The organism is Poseidonibacter parvus (assembly GCF_001956695.1).
Lineage (GTDB): Bacteria > Campylobacterota > Campylobacteria > Campylobacterales > Arcobacteraceae > Poseidonibacter > Poseidonibacter parvus.
Window position 1 is genome coordinate 1,693,346 of the sequence record NZ_CP019070.1, and the last position, 16,221, is coordinate 1,709,566.

The 16,221-nt window shown below is 26.5% G+C and carries 15 protein-coding genes; 10 read left to right on the forward strand and 5 right to left on the reverse strand.

Annotated features, from left to right (window positions below; genetic code table 11):
• Positions 1-39 precede the first annotated feature (39 nt).
• The 6 genes from LPB137_RS08450 to LPB137_RS08475 all read left to right on the forward strand — a co-directional run bounded on the left by LPB137_RS08450 (position 40) and on the right by LPB137_RS08475 (position 5,753).
• Positions 40-681, forward strand: a complete 642-nt coding sequence (locus LPB137_RS08450; RefSeq protein ID WP_076087016.1) for a DsbA family protein — start codon at positions 40-42, stop codon at positions 679-681.
• 138 nt (positions 682-819) lie between these two features.
• Positions 820-1,230 carry a methylaspartate mutase subunit S gene (gene glmS / locus LPB137_RS08455; protein ID WP_076087018.1) on the forward strand — a complete coding sequence of 137 codons (411 nt, stop codon included), beginning with the start codon at positions 820-822 and terminating at the stop codon, positions 1,228-1,230.
• A complete protein-coding gene (locus LPB137_RS08460; RefSeq protein WP_076087020.1) occupies positions 1,230-2,597 on the forward strand; it encodes a methylaspartate mutase in 1,368 nt (455 codons plus the stop codon). The genes glmS and LPB137_RS08460 overlap by 1 nt, the downstream gene beginning before the upstream one ends.
• Positions 2,591-3,775, forward strand: a complete 1,185-nt coding sequence (locus tag LPB137_RS08465; RefSeq protein ID WP_076087022.1) for a glutamate mutase L — start codon at positions 2,591-2,593, stop codon at positions 3,773-3,775. The genes LPB137_RS08460 and LPB137_RS08465 overlap by 7 nt, the downstream gene beginning before the upstream one ends.
• A gap of 10 nt (positions 3,776-3,785) precedes the next feature.
• Positions 3,786-5,357, forward strand: a complete 1,572-nt coding sequence (locus LPB137_RS08470; protein ID WP_076087024.1) for an AMP-binding protein — start codon at positions 3,786-3,788, stop codon at positions 5,355-5,357.
• A gap of 117 nt (positions 5,358-5,474) precedes the next feature.
• Entirely contained in the window at positions 5,475-5,753 is a 279-nt protein-coding gene (locus LPB137_RS08475) for a c-type cytochrome (RefSeq protein WP_076087026.1), read from the forward strand.
• Positions 5,754-5,809: 56 nt separating this feature from the next.
• Here the strand turns inward: LPB137_RS08475 and LPB137_RS08480 are convergent, their stop codons facing one another.
• A complete protein-coding gene (locus LPB137_RS08480) occupies positions 5,810-6,649 on the reverse strand; it encodes a GGDEF domain-containing protein (RefSeq protein WP_076087028.1) in 840 nt (279 codons plus the stop codon).
• A 168-nt stretch (positions 6,650-6,817) separates the two neighbouring features.
• Here LPB137_RS08480 and LPB137_RS08485 point away from each other — a divergent pair, with 168 nt between their 5' ends.
• The 3 genes from LPB137_RS08485 (at position 6,818) to LPB137_RS08495 (ending at position 10,808) form a co-directional block, all read left to right on the forward strand.
• Positions 6,818-7,978 carry a TsoY family (seleno)protein gene (locus LPB137_RS08485; protein WP_076087030.1) on the forward strand — a complete coding sequence of 387 codons (1,161 nt, stop codon included), beginning with the start codon at positions 6,818-6,820 and terminating at the stop codon, positions 7,976-7,978.
• 58 nt (positions 7,979-8,036) lie between these two features.
• Positions 8,037-9,314 carry a C40 family peptidase gene (locus tag LPB137_RS08490; protein ID WP_076087032.1) on the forward strand — a complete coding sequence of 426 codons (1,278 nt, stop codon included), beginning with the start codon at positions 8,037-8,039 and terminating at the stop codon, positions 9,312-9,314.
• A 72-nt stretch (positions 9,315-9,386) separates the two neighbouring features.
• Complete coding sequence (locus LPB137_RS08495; RefSeq protein WP_076087034.1) at positions 9,387-10,808, forward strand: SDR family oxidoreductase; 1,422 nt, start codon at positions 9,387-9,389, stop codon at positions 10,806-10,808.
• A gap of 16 nt (positions 10,809-10,824) precedes the next feature.
• Here LPB137_RS08495 and LPB137_RS08500 read toward each other — a convergent pair whose 3' ends face one another.
• From LPB137_RS08500 to rsmH, 4 genes are all read right to left on the reverse strand, one after another.
• Complete coding sequence (locus LPB137_RS08500; RefSeq protein ID WP_076087036.1) at positions 10,825-11,181, reverse strand: hypothetical protein; 357 nt, start codon at positions 11,179-11,181, stop codon at positions 10,825-10,827.
• 73 nt (positions 11,182-11,254) lie between these two features.
• Positions 11,255-14,341 (reverse strand): efflux RND transporter permease subunit, encoded by a 3,087-nt coding sequence (locus tag LPB137_RS08505; RefSeq protein WP_076087038.1) that lies wholly within the window; start codon positions 14,339-14,341, stop codon positions 11,255-11,257.
• Entirely contained in the window at positions 14,338-14,592 is a 255-nt protein-coding gene (locus LPB137_RS08510; RefSeq protein WP_076087040.1) for a hypothetical protein, read from the reverse strand. Before LPB137_RS08510 ends, LPB137_RS08505 begins: the two co-directional genes overlap by 4 nt.
• The gene (gene rsmH / locus LPB137_RS08515; RefSeq protein WP_076087042.1) at positions 14,585-15,487 is read right to left on the reverse strand and encodes a 16S rRNA (cytosine(1402)-N(4))-methyltransferase RsmH; all 903 of its coding nucleotides are present in this window, start codon (positions 15,485-15,487) and stop codon (positions 14,585-14,587) included. The genes LPB137_RS08510 and rsmH overlap by 8 nt, the downstream gene beginning before the upstream one ends.
• A gap of 61 nt (positions 15,488-15,548) precedes the next feature.
• Here rsmH and LPB137_RS08520 point away from each other — a divergent pair, with 61 nt between their 5' ends.
• A complete protein-coding gene (locus tag LPB137_RS08520) occupies positions 15,549-16,127 on the forward strand; it encodes a class II aldolase and adducin N-terminal domain-containing protein (RefSeq protein ID WP_076087044.1) in 579 nt (192 codons plus the stop codon).
• Positions 16,128-16,221: the final 94 nt, after the last annotated feature.

The following is a 16,221-nucleotide window of genomic DNA, read 5'->3' on the forward strand; positions in this document are numbered from 1 at the left end:
TTATTTGATAATCTTAAATCAAAAATTTAAGGTAAAAGAATGCAAAATAAAAAAGTTATAATAAGCTCACTAATAGTATTAATATTAGTATTTTTAAGTGGTGCATATATTTTTAAAACAAATAAATCAGAACAATTAGCATCAAATGCAAAACAAAACTCCTCAGCCCTTGTACGAGAGAGTTCATTTATTTTAGGTGAAAAAAATGCAAAAGTAGAACTTGTTGAGTTTTTTGACCCAGCTTGTGAAACTTGTGCACAAATGCATCCACATGTAAAAGATATTATGAAAAGAAACAAAGGAAACATAAAACTTGTTTTAAGATATGCACCTTTTCATAAAGGCTCAGTTGATGTTGTAATGATGCTAGAAGCTACAAAAAAGCAAGGGAAATTTTTAGAAACATTAGAACTATTATTTGCAACTCAAAAGTTTTGGACAGTTCATCATGAAGTTGATTTAAATAAAACTTGGGGAATATTAAGCACTTCAAAACTTCTTGATATGACTAAATTAGCAGAAGATATGAAAAATCCTAAAATTATTGAAATAGTAAAACAAGATATAGAAGATGGAAAAGTTTTAAAAGCAAACAAAACTCCAGCTTATTATGTAAATGGCAAACCTTTAGAAGTTTTTGGTTTACAAAACTTAATTGATTTGATAAATTCTGAATTATAAATCATTTGAAGTAGATTTAGATAATCTACTTCAAGCTCTTCTTGTACTATTTTTGTACATCTAATTAAATCCTAACCACAATTTAGATATTATATTTGCCTTAAATAAACTAATAAAAAAAGAATTAGGTACAAATATATGAAAGTAGTTACAGGAGTTGTTGGCAATGATATCCATGTTGTTGCAAACAGACTTATTGATATATCATTACAAGCACGTGGATTTGAAGTATTTAACTTAGGTGTTAATACTTATTTAGAAGAATTTCTTGATGCAGTTGTTGAAACAAATGCTGATATTTTATTAATATCATCATTAAATGGCGAAGCTGAAGGATGGTGTAGAGAAGTTAAAATCTTAAAGTCAAAATATGGAAATCTTTTAGATAATGTAGTATTTATGATTGGTGGAAACTTAACAGTAGGAACAGGAAGTAATGATGAAATTGTTGCTAAGTTTAAAGATTACGGTTTTGATTTAGTATTTCATCAAATTGATTTAAATACAGGACTTGATTCACTAGAAACATACTTGAAGGAGAGAAAATAATGAGTTTACTTCAAGAAGAAAGAGATATTATTATCCAAAATAAATATGCAGATGATTTTGATTTTGCTGAGATTGAAGAGTTTGTAAAAAATGCTTCAAAAGATTTATTTATATCTCATAGATTTAAAAATGCAAATAAAATGCTTGTTCAACCTCGTGGTGGTTTTCCAACTTATCAAAAACAATATGACTTATATGAGTTTTTTGTAAATGCAGATGTTGATATTTTACCCTTAACTATTGATTCTAATACAAGATTAAATGACTATGCAACATCTGCTAAGATGTTAAAACTTTCTGAAGAAAATGAAGTTGATATGTTAAATGGATATCCATTAGTAAATCATGGTTATAAAACTACAAGAAAAATGATTACACATTTTAATAAGCCTGTAAGTCTAAGACACGGAACTCCAGATGCAAGACTTTTAATAGAAACTGCAATTGCATCAGGAATATTTGAAATTGAAGGTGGACCAATTACTTACCTTTTACCATATTCAAAAAACTTTCCATTAGATAAGGCTTTTTTATATTGGAAATACGTTGAACGAGTATGTGCAAATTATTCAAAATTAAATGAACCAATTAATAGAGAATCATTTGGACCATTAACTGCAACACTAGTGCCTCCTTGTGTAACTATTGTAATTCAATTACTTGAAATGCTTTTATCACTTGAAGAAGGTGTAAAGTCATTCTCAGTATCTTTCTCGCAAACTGGTTCTATGAATCAAGATATAGTTACTGGTGCAGTTATTAGAAAAATGGCAAAATATTATGCAGAAGAAATTGGCTGTGGTGATGCATCAGTTCATTTAGTATATCATCAATGGATGGGAGCCTTCCCTACTGATAAAAACTTTGCAGAATGTTTAATTAATACTTCAACTGTAATTGCATCAATGGTTGGTGCTGATAAGATTATTACAAAAACAAGAGAAGAAGCATCAGGAATTCCAACAAAAGAAGCAAATGCTAAAACAGTTGCAAATACTCAATATACTCTAAGAATGTTAAATGGACTTCCAAATGTAGTTGATAAAGAAGAAGAAGAGATTTTAACAGAAGAAGTAATGAGCATAATGGAAGCAGTATTCAATGACCCTGCTGATACTTTATGGAGAAAAGTCTTTAACTCTATTAAAAATGGAACTATTGATGTTCCTTTCTCTCCACATATTATTAATCATAATGAAGTAGTAACAGTAAGAGATAAAAACAAAAATATCAGAATTATAAAAAAAGGTAATTTACCAATTAGTGATAGATGTTTTGAATATGAAAAGAAACACTGTGATTTAAATAAAGATGCCTCATCAATAGTAAATGATATTATTCATGATATAGGAATTATGCAATGGTAGAAAATAAACTTTTAATAGACATAGGAAGTACTTACTTCAAAGTTGCAACAAATGATAAAGTTGAGCAACATTTTAGAGATTTTAATAAAAATATTTATGATGATTTAGTATCAAAATGTGGAAGTAAGATTGAAGGTTTTGCAAAAGATGAAGTATATATTTGTTCATCTGCAAATGGTGGTTTATCAACTTTAGTAATTGGTGTTACAAACTCTTTTTCATTAAAGTTTGCAAAAAATATTGCTTATAATTCTGGAATTAATATTATAGATACTGTTTTATACCAAGATATTAAAAAAGCCTCAGTTCCAAGTGATTTAATCGATGTTGTAATAATTGTTGGTGGAATAAATAGCGTTGATGGTTTATTTGATGAAGATTTATTTAATTACTTAGAAAATGTAAATTACTCAAATGTCGTATTTGCAGGTTCATCTAAAGATGCAAATTACTTAAGTTCAAAAATTGAGAACCTAATTATTATTGAAAATATAATCAATAATAAACTGCATGTTGTAGAAGAGCCTTTAAAAGAATATTTAACTAATCTTTATCAAGCTGATATCATGGGTAAGGAAGATATTAAACACCTTTATGATTTAACATCAAATCAAATTTATTCAACTCCTTATATTGTAAATAAGACATTACCAATGATTGATTCAAAATTTGCAGCAGTTAATCCATTTATTTTAATTGATATTGGTGGAGCTACAACAGATATTCATTATTCAAAAGATTTATCTGATGATAATATCGTTACAGAAAATGAATATGATAGATTAGTATTTAAAAAACTAGGTGTTTTTAAATCACGTGAGTCTTTAATATTTGCAGCACAAAACAATGAATTTGTATATGAATTACTTGCACATTTAAAAGTTACAGAAAATATATTTAATGAAAATAATGAAAAAAGCCTTAGAATTTTAATGCAACTTGCTATTTTCTTAGTAATGTATAAAGTATCAGAAGTTCATCCTTTATATATTAAATTAAAACTAGAATTGTTAAAATCTGTTGTTTTAACAGGTGGAATTACCAAGGTTCTAAGTTTTGAAGAAGTTGAGGATATTATTGCATTTTTCTATAAAAAAATATTAAATAGTGAAGTTCATCCTTCAATTGTTTTAGATTCAAATTATGATATTTGGACTCTTGGAATTACTCAAAAGTAAAGGAAATAATATGTCAATAAATTGTATAAGAACATTAATAGAAGAAGCTAATGTATCAAACCCTGATAAAATAGCAATTATTCATGGCCAAGAAAAATTAACTTATAGTGAATTATTTACTAAAGTTAATCAAATTGCTTATTATTTAGATGAATTAAATATGCCTAGTAAAAGTAGAATTGGTGTTTATTCAAATAAAGGAATTGATCAAGTAATTGCAATGCTTGCTATTTTATCAACTGATTATATTTTAGTTCCATTAACAAAACTTTTAAAATCAGAGCAAGTTGAGTATATAATCAATGATTGTAATATAGAGTGTATTATTACTGATAAAGTAAAATTAGAATCTATTGAAGAGATTAACTTTACAGGTTCAATTATCTCTTATGAAACAACACACAAAGACCTGCCCTCTTTTGAAGAGATTTACAAATATTATAATAAACCTTATGAATGTAATATTTCAGGTCATCAAAATGCAGCTATTACTTATTCATTTGGAATGGGTGGAAAACCAAAAGGTATTGTAATTTCACATAGAAACTTTATTGATTCTGCACGTGTAGTATCACAATATCTAGATTTAAAAGAAGATGATGTGATTTCAGGACTTTTGATTTTTAATCTAGATTATGGATTAAATCAAATCTTTTGTTCATTATATAAAAGAGCTACATTAGCTTTACATAGATTTGTATTACCAAATGACTTCTTTAATCATTTAATAAATGATAAAGTAACTGTTTTACCTATTATGCCTATTACAATTACAGATATGTTTGATGAAGAAGAAAATAGACTTCCAAGTAGTGAACTTTTAGAAAATGTAAGAATTATTACATCTTCAGGTGGAAATGTAACAAATAAAATGATTACAGATATTGAAAAATATTTTAAAACTGCAAAATTTTATTCTATGCATGGGTTAACAGAAGCCTTTAGATCTACTTATTTAGATCCATCTCAGCTTAAAATAAGACCTGATTCAATTGGAAAAGCTATTCCTGATGTTGAATTATATGTAATTGATGAAGATGGGAATGAGTGTCCCCCAAGAGTTGTAGGTGAGTTAATTCATAGAGGTGGATATATATATCAAGGATACTGGAAAGGTCCAAAACAAACTAAGCAAAGATTTAAATCAGCACAAATACTTAAAAACATTATAAACCTTGATGGCGAGTTAAATGATGAAATAGTTGTAGCAACTGGAGATTATGTATATAAAGATGAAGAAGGTTATCTTTACTTTGTCTCAAGAGATGATAATATGATTAAAACAAGAGGTTTTAGAGTAAGTCCTTATGAAATAAAATCTGTAGTTTGTAAAAATATTTCTGAAATTAATCAATGTGCAGTATTTTCAATAGAAAATGAAGAGATTGAAGAAGAAATAGTTTTAGTTTATACAGCAAATAATGAACTAAGTTCAAAAGAGATTATTTTTGAATTAAAAAAACATCTAGCATCATATATGATTCCATCAAGAATAATATATAAAAAATCTTTACCTCTTATTCCTTCTGATAAAAATAAGATAAATATAGACGAATTAAAAAAAGAATTAATTATTAAATAATTATAAATATAGCATCAAGCTATATTTATAAAAAACTCACTTTTTATTGACTAACGTCAATTACTCCTAAAATAAATTATATTATAATTACTACAATATAAAAAAAAGGATCTAACAATGAAAAAAATTATTATTGCAGCATCAGTATTAACAGCATGTGTAGCATTCGCTAACCCTTACGCAAAATGTGCAGGTTGTCATGGAGCAAATGGAGAAAAAGTAGCATTAGGTAAATCAAAAGTTATTAAAGATATGACTAAAGCAGATTTCGTTGCAGCTTTAAAAGGTTACCAAGATGGATCTTACGGAGGACCTATGAAAGGTTTAATGAAAGGTCAAGTTAAAGGTATGGACGAAGCTACTATGAATGCGATTGCAGATAAAATAGCAAAATAATTCTATCAATACTTAATAATAGCTAGCTTTTAGCTAGTCTATTATTTTTACTTACTTTATACAAATTCTATTCTATCACGACCATTATCTTTAGCTTTATACACACCTTTATCAGCTTTTTGTATCATTTCATCAACATTATTACAATCACTTAAAAAAGAAACACCAATACTTACAGTAATTGAAATATCTCGTAAAGGATGATATAATTTTTTTGATTTAATATCTTCTTTTAACTCATTTAACTTTTGTAAAATATGGTTTTTAGTGATAAAACATAATATTATAAACTCTTCACCACCATATCTATAAACTTCTCCATTAAGAACTTCTGCATGTTTTTTTAATTTATTAGCTAAATAAATAAGAGCTTTATCCCCTGCTTCATGTCCAAAGTTATCATTTATACCTTTAAATCTATCAGCATCAATAAATATTGCACTTAAAAAAGAAGAATTACTTTGTCTTGAAAAAACTTTTAAATCATCTTCCATTTTTCGTCTATTATAAACCTTAGTTAAATGGTCTCTATTCATCTGATCTTTTAAAAGTTCTTTTTCTCTTAATAGTTCTTCAATTAGATTATCTTTATAATTTTCTTCTAGGTTTGTATTTTTTTGTTCTATGATTTTTCCTAAAGAAAACTCAAAACAATCTTTTGAAGAAGAATAATCTATTTTTTTACACTCAATTACAAGTAAAGGTGAATCTTTTCCTAAGCCATTTGTAATTGTTAAATTATCAAATTGTTTTATTGAGTATTCAATATTATCATTTACAATTTTAGGTTCAAGAAGTATTTTTTTCCAATATTTATTATTTTCTTTACTAAGAACTAGTATTTTTTTCAATAAAATATCTTCAAACAACTCTTTTGAAACTGAAATCTTTTGCATCTTATATAATTTCCTAAAATAATCTATTAAAACTATATCAAGTAATAACTTAGCTATATATTTGGAATATGTTCAAAAATATATTATAATAAGTTTTTCTTATAATATATTCATAAGTATTTAATATACTATATTGTATTATCTAAAAAATTTATTTAAGGACTTATAATGACTTTAAGAGAAAAATTTTCTCCCATGTGTTTTTTATCAGCATTAGGTGCTGGTGGTTTATCAGTATCATTTTTTATGTATTTAATGTTTTTAGTACCTCATGAAGGTGCTCCAATGGCAACTTTTGATTTTATATACCCTCAACTATTAAAAGGGAACTGGCTATCTTTAGTATCTGCTTTTTCACTTGTATTTATAATTGCTTTTGCATTTTTACATTTTAAACTCTTAATTTGGAATACAAAACAATTTAATATGTATAAGAAATCAGATACATATAAAGAATTAAAGAATTCAAATGCAGAAATTACTTTAATGACAATACCACTTACCTTTACAATGACGATAAATGTATGTTTTGTTTTAGGAGCTGTTTTTGTTCCAGGTCTTTGGGGAATTGTTGAGTACTTATTTCCTTTTGCGTTAATAGGATTTATGATAACAGGATTCTTTGGATTAAAAATATTTTTTAATTACTTTTCAAGAATTATTATAAATGGCGATTTTGATTTTACAAAAAACAATAATCTTTCACAAATGATTTCAATTTTTGCTTTTGCAATGATTGCTGTTGGTTTTGCAGCTCCTGGAGCTATGAGTCATAATATTGAAATAAATGCGATTGGTATTTTTGGTGCATTATTCTTTATGGCTTTATCACTTTTACTATTAGTAATAAAACTTACAATTGGTTTTAAAAATATGTTTGAACATGGTATTTCAGCTGAAGCATCTCCATCTTTATGGATTATTATTCCTATTTTAACACTTTTAGGAATTACAGGTGTTAGAATCTCTTTTGGGCTTGACCATAATTTTGGTGCAACTGTTGATAAGTCTTCATTATTCACTCTTACTTCAATTATTGTTTCTTTACAAATTATATTTGGAGTATTAGGCTATAAAATCATGAATCAACTAGGATATTTTGAAAAATTTGTTGATGGAAAAGATAAATCATCTGTATCATTTGCACTAATCTGTCCTGGTGTTGCATTTATGGTATTTGGAATGTTTTTTATAAACTTTGGACTTACTTTTAATGGTATTATTGATAAATATTCACTTGCATATTTTATTCTTATGCTACCTTTTATTTTTGTTCAATACAAAACAGTTATTTATTTCTTTAAATTAAAGAAAAAGTTCTTTTTTTAATAAATAGAAAAATTATAAAATGGTACAATCTCTATATTAAAAATAGAGGCTGTTACCTATGACAAAAAGCAAAAAACTTAGAAATATTCTTTTACTCTCTACACTCATATTATTTACTGCATGTTCACAAAAAGAACCTCTTGTAAAAGTAAAGAAAAATGATCTGATAAAAAGTACAAAACTTGCAAACAATAACTTTATGAATCAAAATAAAGAAAGTGATAAATATCTATCAAAATATTTTAGACCATGGAATCAAAGTAAAGCTACATACAATTTAAAAGATGCAACTTGGGGTTTTTCATACAAAAATAAAACTGTATATTTAGAAAACCATATAAAAGCAGATGAAAAATGGTTTAATAAACAAATTGATAATTCAAATTTTGAAAAATACAATACTTTACTAAAGAAAGCAATTACACTAAAAAACACTAATATTAGAGTTTTCCCAACATCATCACCAATGTTTTATAATCCAAATAAAGCAGGTGAAGGTTTTCCTTTTGATTACAACCAGAACTCTGCTATTAAAATAAATACTCCAATATTTGTTTCTCATTATTCAAAAGATAAAGCATGGGTTTATATGCAATCTAATAGTGTTGGAGGATGGATTCATATTAGAGACATAGCATTTGTTGATAAAGAATTTATCAATGAGTTTAAAACAAACAACTACAGTGTAGCAATAGAAGAAAAGTTTCCAATATATGACAATACTTTTAGAGAATATGTAAAAGTAGCTACTATTTTTCCAAAAGCAGCAAATAAATATATTATTGCAAAAAAAGATTTTGATAATAATGCAATAATTACATATATTGATATAGACCCAAATTCAGTTGAATCAATGCCTTTAGAATTTAATTCTAGAAATAGAATAAAAATTGCAAAAGCATTACTAGATGAACCTTATGGTTGGGGTGGATTATTAAACAATAGAGATTGTTCAAGTTTTACACAAGATTTTTTTGCTCCATTTGGAAAGTACCTTTCTAGAAACTCAAAAGCACAAACAAAAAATGGTAAATATCATGACATCTCAAGTTTTACAAAAAAACAAAAAAAAGAATATATAAGAAAAAATGCAATTCCTTTTTCTACATTAGTGTATTTAAAAGGTCATATTATGCTTTATATTGGACAAAAACAAAATGAACCACTTGTAATGCACAATATGTGGAGTGTAAGACTTAAGAACAAATATGGAAAGAAATATCGACATATTATTGGAAAAGCTACAATTACAACACTAGAACCAGGAAAAGAGTTAAAAGATTTTGATGAAAACAACAATATTCTTAGACAAGTTAAAGGTATTGTAATATTATAAAACTTATATAAAACACCTACAGAATAATTTCTGTTAGTAATATACTGACATATAAATCGAAAGGAATATATTATGAATGTATTACTAACAGGCTCAAATGGATATATTGGAAGAAGATTAAAACAAAAATTAATTGAAAAAGAAGATATTAATCTAAGACTTTTTGTTCGAGATAAGAAAATTCTATCTTCAAAAAAACACAAAAATATTGAAGTGGTTGAAGGTGATACTTTTGATAAAGAAAAACTAAAAATAGCACTTAAAGACATTGATATAGCTTATTATTTAGTTCACTCTTTAAATAATGAAAACTACAAAGAACTTGATAAAATTTCGGCTCAAAACTTTATTGATATTGCAAAAGAATGCGGTGTAAAAAGAGTGATTTATTTAGGTGGTCTTGGAGTTAAAAATGAGAATACAAGCGAGCATTTATTAAGTAGATTAGAAACAGGAGAAATACTTTCTTCAAGAAAAGAAGTACAAAATATATGGATTAGAGCTGGAGTTATAATAGGTTCAGGAAGTACAAGCTTTGAAATTATTAGAAATTTAACAGAAAAACTTCCAATAATGACAACTCCAAAATGGGTTGAAACAAAAGCACAGCCAATTGGTGTTGATGATGTTATTGCTTATTTATTAGAATCTTTATATATAAAAGAAAAAGATAACCTTGTAGTTGATATTGGAAGTGAACAATTAACTTACAAAGAAATGATGCTTCAATCAGCTAAGGCTTTAGGGCTTAAAAGAGTGATAATTCCTCTTCCTTTTTTAACAATAAATATCTCATCATATTGGTTAAATCTTTTTACTCCTGTTCCATTTGGAGTTGCAAAAGCACTAATTGAAGGATTAAAATCAGAAGTAATAATTCAAAATGACAATGCAAAAAAATATTATCCAAATATAATACCAACAAAATTTATAGATGCAGTAAAACAAGCAGTTGTAGTAATACAACAGAATCAAGTAATTTCTAGATGGAGTGATAACCTTGGAAAAGATTGGAATAAAGACCATTCAAAAGAAATAGCAGATGCAATATTTTTAGATAGAAAAGAATTTGATATTAGTAATATTCCAAAAGAAAAAGTATATGCAAGTTTTATTAGTATTGGTGGGAAAAATGGTTGGTTTGAATTTGATTTTCTTTGGGAAATTCGAGGCTTTATTGATAAAATGATTGGTGGAGTTGGACTAAAAAGAGGAAGAAGAGACCAATATAATCTTAGAATTGGAGATAGCTTAGATTTTTGGAAAGTAGTTGATATCAAAAAAAATGAAAGATTACTTTTATTTGCTCAAATGAAACTACCAGGAAGAGCTTGGTTAGAGTTTAAAATCAAAGATAATAAACTAATCCAAACAGCTTATTATTATCCAAAAGGACTTTTTGGAAGAATATATTGGTATTCACTTGTACCTATTCATTATTTTGTATTTAAAAATATGATAAGTAATATTGTTAAAAAAGCTAAGAGTTCATAAATAAATATTCAAATATCTATTTAGTGAAATAAACCATATTTGAAGATACGTCAGTTTTAATAAAATACCAAGTTTCGTCTCTTAAAATCAATTCTTGGCAAACTAATAAACCAACAAATTGACCTGAATAACAATCATCTTGAGAACAAGCTTTTGTAAAAGCTTCTTCCCAAATAGTATTGCGCCAAGTATTTCTTGGAAAGATACTTCTCACGACAAGTTTTGAATTACTCTTTAGTTTTTCATCAATAATATCATTAATTGTTTCAATCATTATCTGATATGAAGATTTAGACAGTCTAAGTTTACAGATTTCAAAATAGTTTTTATGCCAAACTTCATCTATAGTATTTTCATTAATATTCTTTAACATCATTACTACTTTTTAAATATTATATATAAAGTATAATCTTTTTATATTAATAAGTAAGTATAATATATATACTTTATTCAGATTTTCTTAAATAAATAATTCTATAAATCATAGGTACAAAATAAAGATTTAAAATCGTAGCCCATAATATTCCAAAACCTAAAGATACAGCCATTGGCTGTAAAATCAAGGCTTGACCTGAAGAGAAGAAAATAAGAGTAGAAAGTCCTAGTATTGTTGTAACTGATGTTAATAATATTGGTCTTAATCTCATTTTTGCTAACTCTACCATTTCAGCTAAAGTTTTTGCTTTTTTAATAAAGTCCATCATAATAATTCCATCATTTACAATAACACCCGCAAGTCCTACTATTCCAATTAAACTTGGCATTGAAACATTTATTCCCATTACAACGTGACCTATTAAGACACCTAAAACAGATAAGGGAATTGTACTTAAAATGATTAGAGGTTTTACAATTGAGTCAAACATCCAAACAAGTGCCATAAAGATAAGAATAACAGCTATTAAAGCAGCCTGCCCCATTTCTCTTTGCACTTTCTCATTTTCTTGTTGTTCACCTTTTATTTCTAAAGTAACAGTTTTTCTAAGCTCATCGATATCACTTTGTATTGTTTGAAAAACTTCAGCTGATGTAACTTTGTTTAAAGAAGCTGTTACACTTATAATTTGCTCATTATTCTCTTTAAATATTTGTGAATATGCAGGTACTTTTATAAAATCAACAACTTCACTTAAAAGAACTTTTTGACCACTTGAAGTAGTGATTTCAAAAGTATCTAAACTATTTAAAATATCTTTTGATTTACTCTCAAAAATAATATCAACAATACCTTGATTATCAAACATTTTTGAGTAAGTTCCTTTAAAATAAAAAGGTCTTAATTCATTTAATATAGTCTCTTCACTAATTCCAATATTATTTCCATAAGAGTTTACTTTAAACTTTAATTCATAATTTCCTGTTAGTGCATCATCAGCTATATTTGAAACTCCATTTGTTTTAGAAAAAGAATCTTTTAATTTTTTAACAGCAAGTGCTACTTTTTCTTTTTCTCCTGAAACTGCTATTTCAATATCATTTTTAACAATTCCAGCTTGTGGAACAAATACTTTTAATTCATCATACGTTCCAGAACTAATATCAGCACTTAAAATCTCTTTTAACTGCTCTTCCATATCTTGAGCTGCAATATTTCTAATCATATTAGTATTGTCATATTTTGGCGAAAGATAAGGGTTTACAAACTCTTCAAAAATATTTGTAGGTGCTCTTTCATGTAAGTTTACAAATATATGAAAATAAAACTCTTCATAATGAGGTTGATTTTTACCATCAAGTTTCATTCCCGTAACTGAAGATACTGAACTTACTACATTTTTAAAATCAACTGAGTTTAATATCTTCTTTTCAATATCAAATACAAGTTGTTCTGTTTGTTCAATTTTTTTACCAACTCCAACAGAACCTGTTATATATATTTGAGTTGAATCAAAAGAAGGCATAAACTCAAACTTTTGAGTTTTGAATATAATTACAGATGAACCGATAATTGTAGCTATCATAATGATTATTGCAATATATTTCCATTTTAATAAAAACTCTAAAATATTTCCATATAGCTTATAGTTAAAATCCCAAACTTTGTGAGATTTTCTTTCATCTTTACTTACTTTTAGTATTTCTTGTGCATGTAGAGGTAAAAAGAAAAATGCTTCTACAAGTGAACTTATAAGAAGTATTGTAATCATTACAGGAAGTATTTGCATAAACTTCCCTACTTCTCCTGTCATTAGTAATATTGGTAAAAAAGCAAATATTGTTGTTGCTGTTGCTGTTAAAACAGCAGGGAACATTTCTAATGCTCCATCACGTGCTGCTGTAAACTTATCTTTGCCCATTTCAAGATGTCTATAGATATTTTCACCTACAACAATTGCTTCATCAACAAGCATTCCTAAAGCAATTAAAGCTCCAAGCAAAGAAAGCATATTTAAACTATATCCCATATAATCAGCACCAATTAAACCAATCATAAAGGAAGTTGGAATTCCAATTGCTATTACAATAGCAATTCTTACATTTATAAATATAAATAGTGCAATAAATAGTAAAATTAAACCAAATAAAATATTTGAAACAACAGTATTAAGTCTATTTTTAATCCAAATAGAAGTATCAATATAAGTATCAAACTCTAAATTCTCATACTTTTTATCAAAATCTTTTGCAATTTCTTTGATTTGTTTTACAAGTTCAATTGCATCACCTTCTACACCTTTATTTATTCCTACTGCAATATTTGTTTTTGCATTAAAATGAGAGATATCTGCTACATCACCTAGTGTATATTTAACATTTGCTATATCTTTTAAATAAAGAGAAGTTCCGTTTATTCGTATTAAAGTATTTTTTATTTTTTCAATATCTTTTTCACCATTATATGTAGATAAATAATAGTGCGTTGAAGAGTCTTTAATAGAACCAATTGGAAAAATAGAGCTTAAAGATTGAACTGCGTTTATAACACTTAATTTATTTAAGCCATATGCATCAATTTTTTCATCATTAAAAGTTATTAGAAGCTCTTTATCACTTTTTCCAAAAACTGAAACTTGTGATAAATCTTTTAATTGCATAACTTTTGATTTTACATCTGTAGCAACTTCAATCAAGTACTCTTTTGAAACATCTTGTTTTGATGAAACTGAAATATTTATCAAAGGAAAAGCGTGTTCAAGTGTTTTAACAGTTGGTTCATCCATATCAGAAGGTAAGTTTGTTTTAATTTTTGTAACAATATCTTTTACATCATCAACAATTTCATTTGCTTTATACCCGTCTTTTAAATCAACTTTGATATTAAAACTTCCATTTTTAATAGTAGAAGAAATAGTATCAGCAGAACTTAAACCTAAAAGTTCATCTTCAATATCTGAAACTGCAATTTTATCAAGTAATTCTGAACTTGCACCCGTGTAATAGCCACTAATAGAAACAGCATCTAAAGCAGATGGTGGAAAAATTTCTTTTGGTATTTTAAAATAAGAAAAAAAAGCAAGCAATAAAATAAAAAGAAGAAACATATGATTTAAAATAGGTTTCTTTAATGCAAACTCTATAATGCTTTTTATCATTTCTCATCTTTTAAAGGATTAAATAATAGTGAATCAATAATTTGATTTTTAAATTTCATATCTTCTAATTGTTGTGCTAAGAATTTATTTTCTTCTTGTAGTGAAATATAGTGAGCATATAATTTATTGATATCTTTACTAATATAATAAATATTGTTTCTAAAATATATTTTCGGAAAATACAAAATAACAGCAATAAAAAGTATTGAAAATACAATTACTAAAGAATTAACAGCATTTAATTTAATCAAATTTAAAAATCCTTAATTTAGAACTTCTACTTCTAGGGTTCTTTTTTATCTCTTCTTTTGTAGGAATAATTGGTTTTTTTGTAAGTATTTTTCCTAAAGCATGATTATTACCACATTCACATCTGAAAGCTTCAGGAGGACAAATACAAGACTTTGTCCATTTTTTAAAGTATTGCTTTACAATTCTATCTTCTAATGAATGAAATGAAATAATTGCAACAATACAATTTTCTAATTTTGCATCTGCCAAAGAATCAAATAATCTTTTTAAAACTCCAAGCTCATCATTTACTTCAATTCTAATACCTTGAAAAGGAAGAGTTGCTGGATGTATTTTACCTTTTGACATTTTTTGTGATAGTAATTGTGCTATTTGTTTTGCAGAAGTAAAAGGTCTATTATTAACTATTAGAGATGCAACTTTTTTATATTCTCGCACTTCTCCATACTCTTTAAACACTCTTTCAAGTTCACTTTGAGAATATGTATTTACAACTACAGAAGCATCTAAACTTTGATTTTGATTCATTCTCATATCTAAAGTTTCACTTTCAAAACCAAAACCACGCTCTAGTTTATCAAGTTGTAAAGAAGAAACTCCAATATCAGCTAAAACACCTCTAATATCAAAATCTTTAAAGTTATCAAGAACATGTTCAAAATTCCCTTTATTAAAAGTAACTCTTGACGAAAAAGCCTCTAATCTTTTTGCACAAAAAGCTAAAGCTTCATCATCTTGATCATTACATATTAACTTAACATTTTCATTTTGTTCTAATAATCCATTAGTGTGACCACCAAAACCAGTGGTACAATCAATGATATATCCTTCATTAATACTAGAAAAAGCTTCAAGTGTTTCATTATATAGTACGGGAACATGTGGTATTTGCATTCAAATAGTCCTTATTAAAATTAGTATATAATACCCAAAAATATATTTAAGGCTTTTTAAAATGGTAGATAAGGCTACAGTAAAACAATTAAGTGATTTATCTCTTACAATGTTTAGAAAAAACTTCTTTGGAATTTATCATGGAGCAATCTCTGCAAAACTAGATCAAGAGAACTTTGTAATTAATACAAATGATGCAATTTTTGATGAAATGACATCAAGTTCATTTTGTACACTAAATATCAATAAACAAGATTATAGATGGAAAATTGCAAGTATAGAATCACATATTCATGCAACAATATATACAAATATTCATGAAGCAAAATATATAGCCTTTGGAATGCCTATTTATACTACAGCATATACCTTTGAACATGATTCTATAGTTTTCGAAGATTATTTTGGAAAAACAACTTTTGGAGAAATTCCAATTTATGACCCAGGGGAATGTGAGAATTGGTATAGCAGAAACGCTTTAGAAATCACTAGATACTTAAAAGAATCAAAAAACAATGTAATGGTAATCAAAGGTGTTGGTGCTTATGTTTATGATAGAGACATAAATGAACTTGTAAAAAAAATAGCAATTTTAGAAAACTCTTGCAGATTACTTAGTATAAAAACATCATTTTGCTAATAAAATTTATTAAATCATTATTTTTTACATTATTTTTCAATATAAACCCCCAATTTTAGCTATTTTAAAGCTTAGATAGTATAAAGTTTATCAA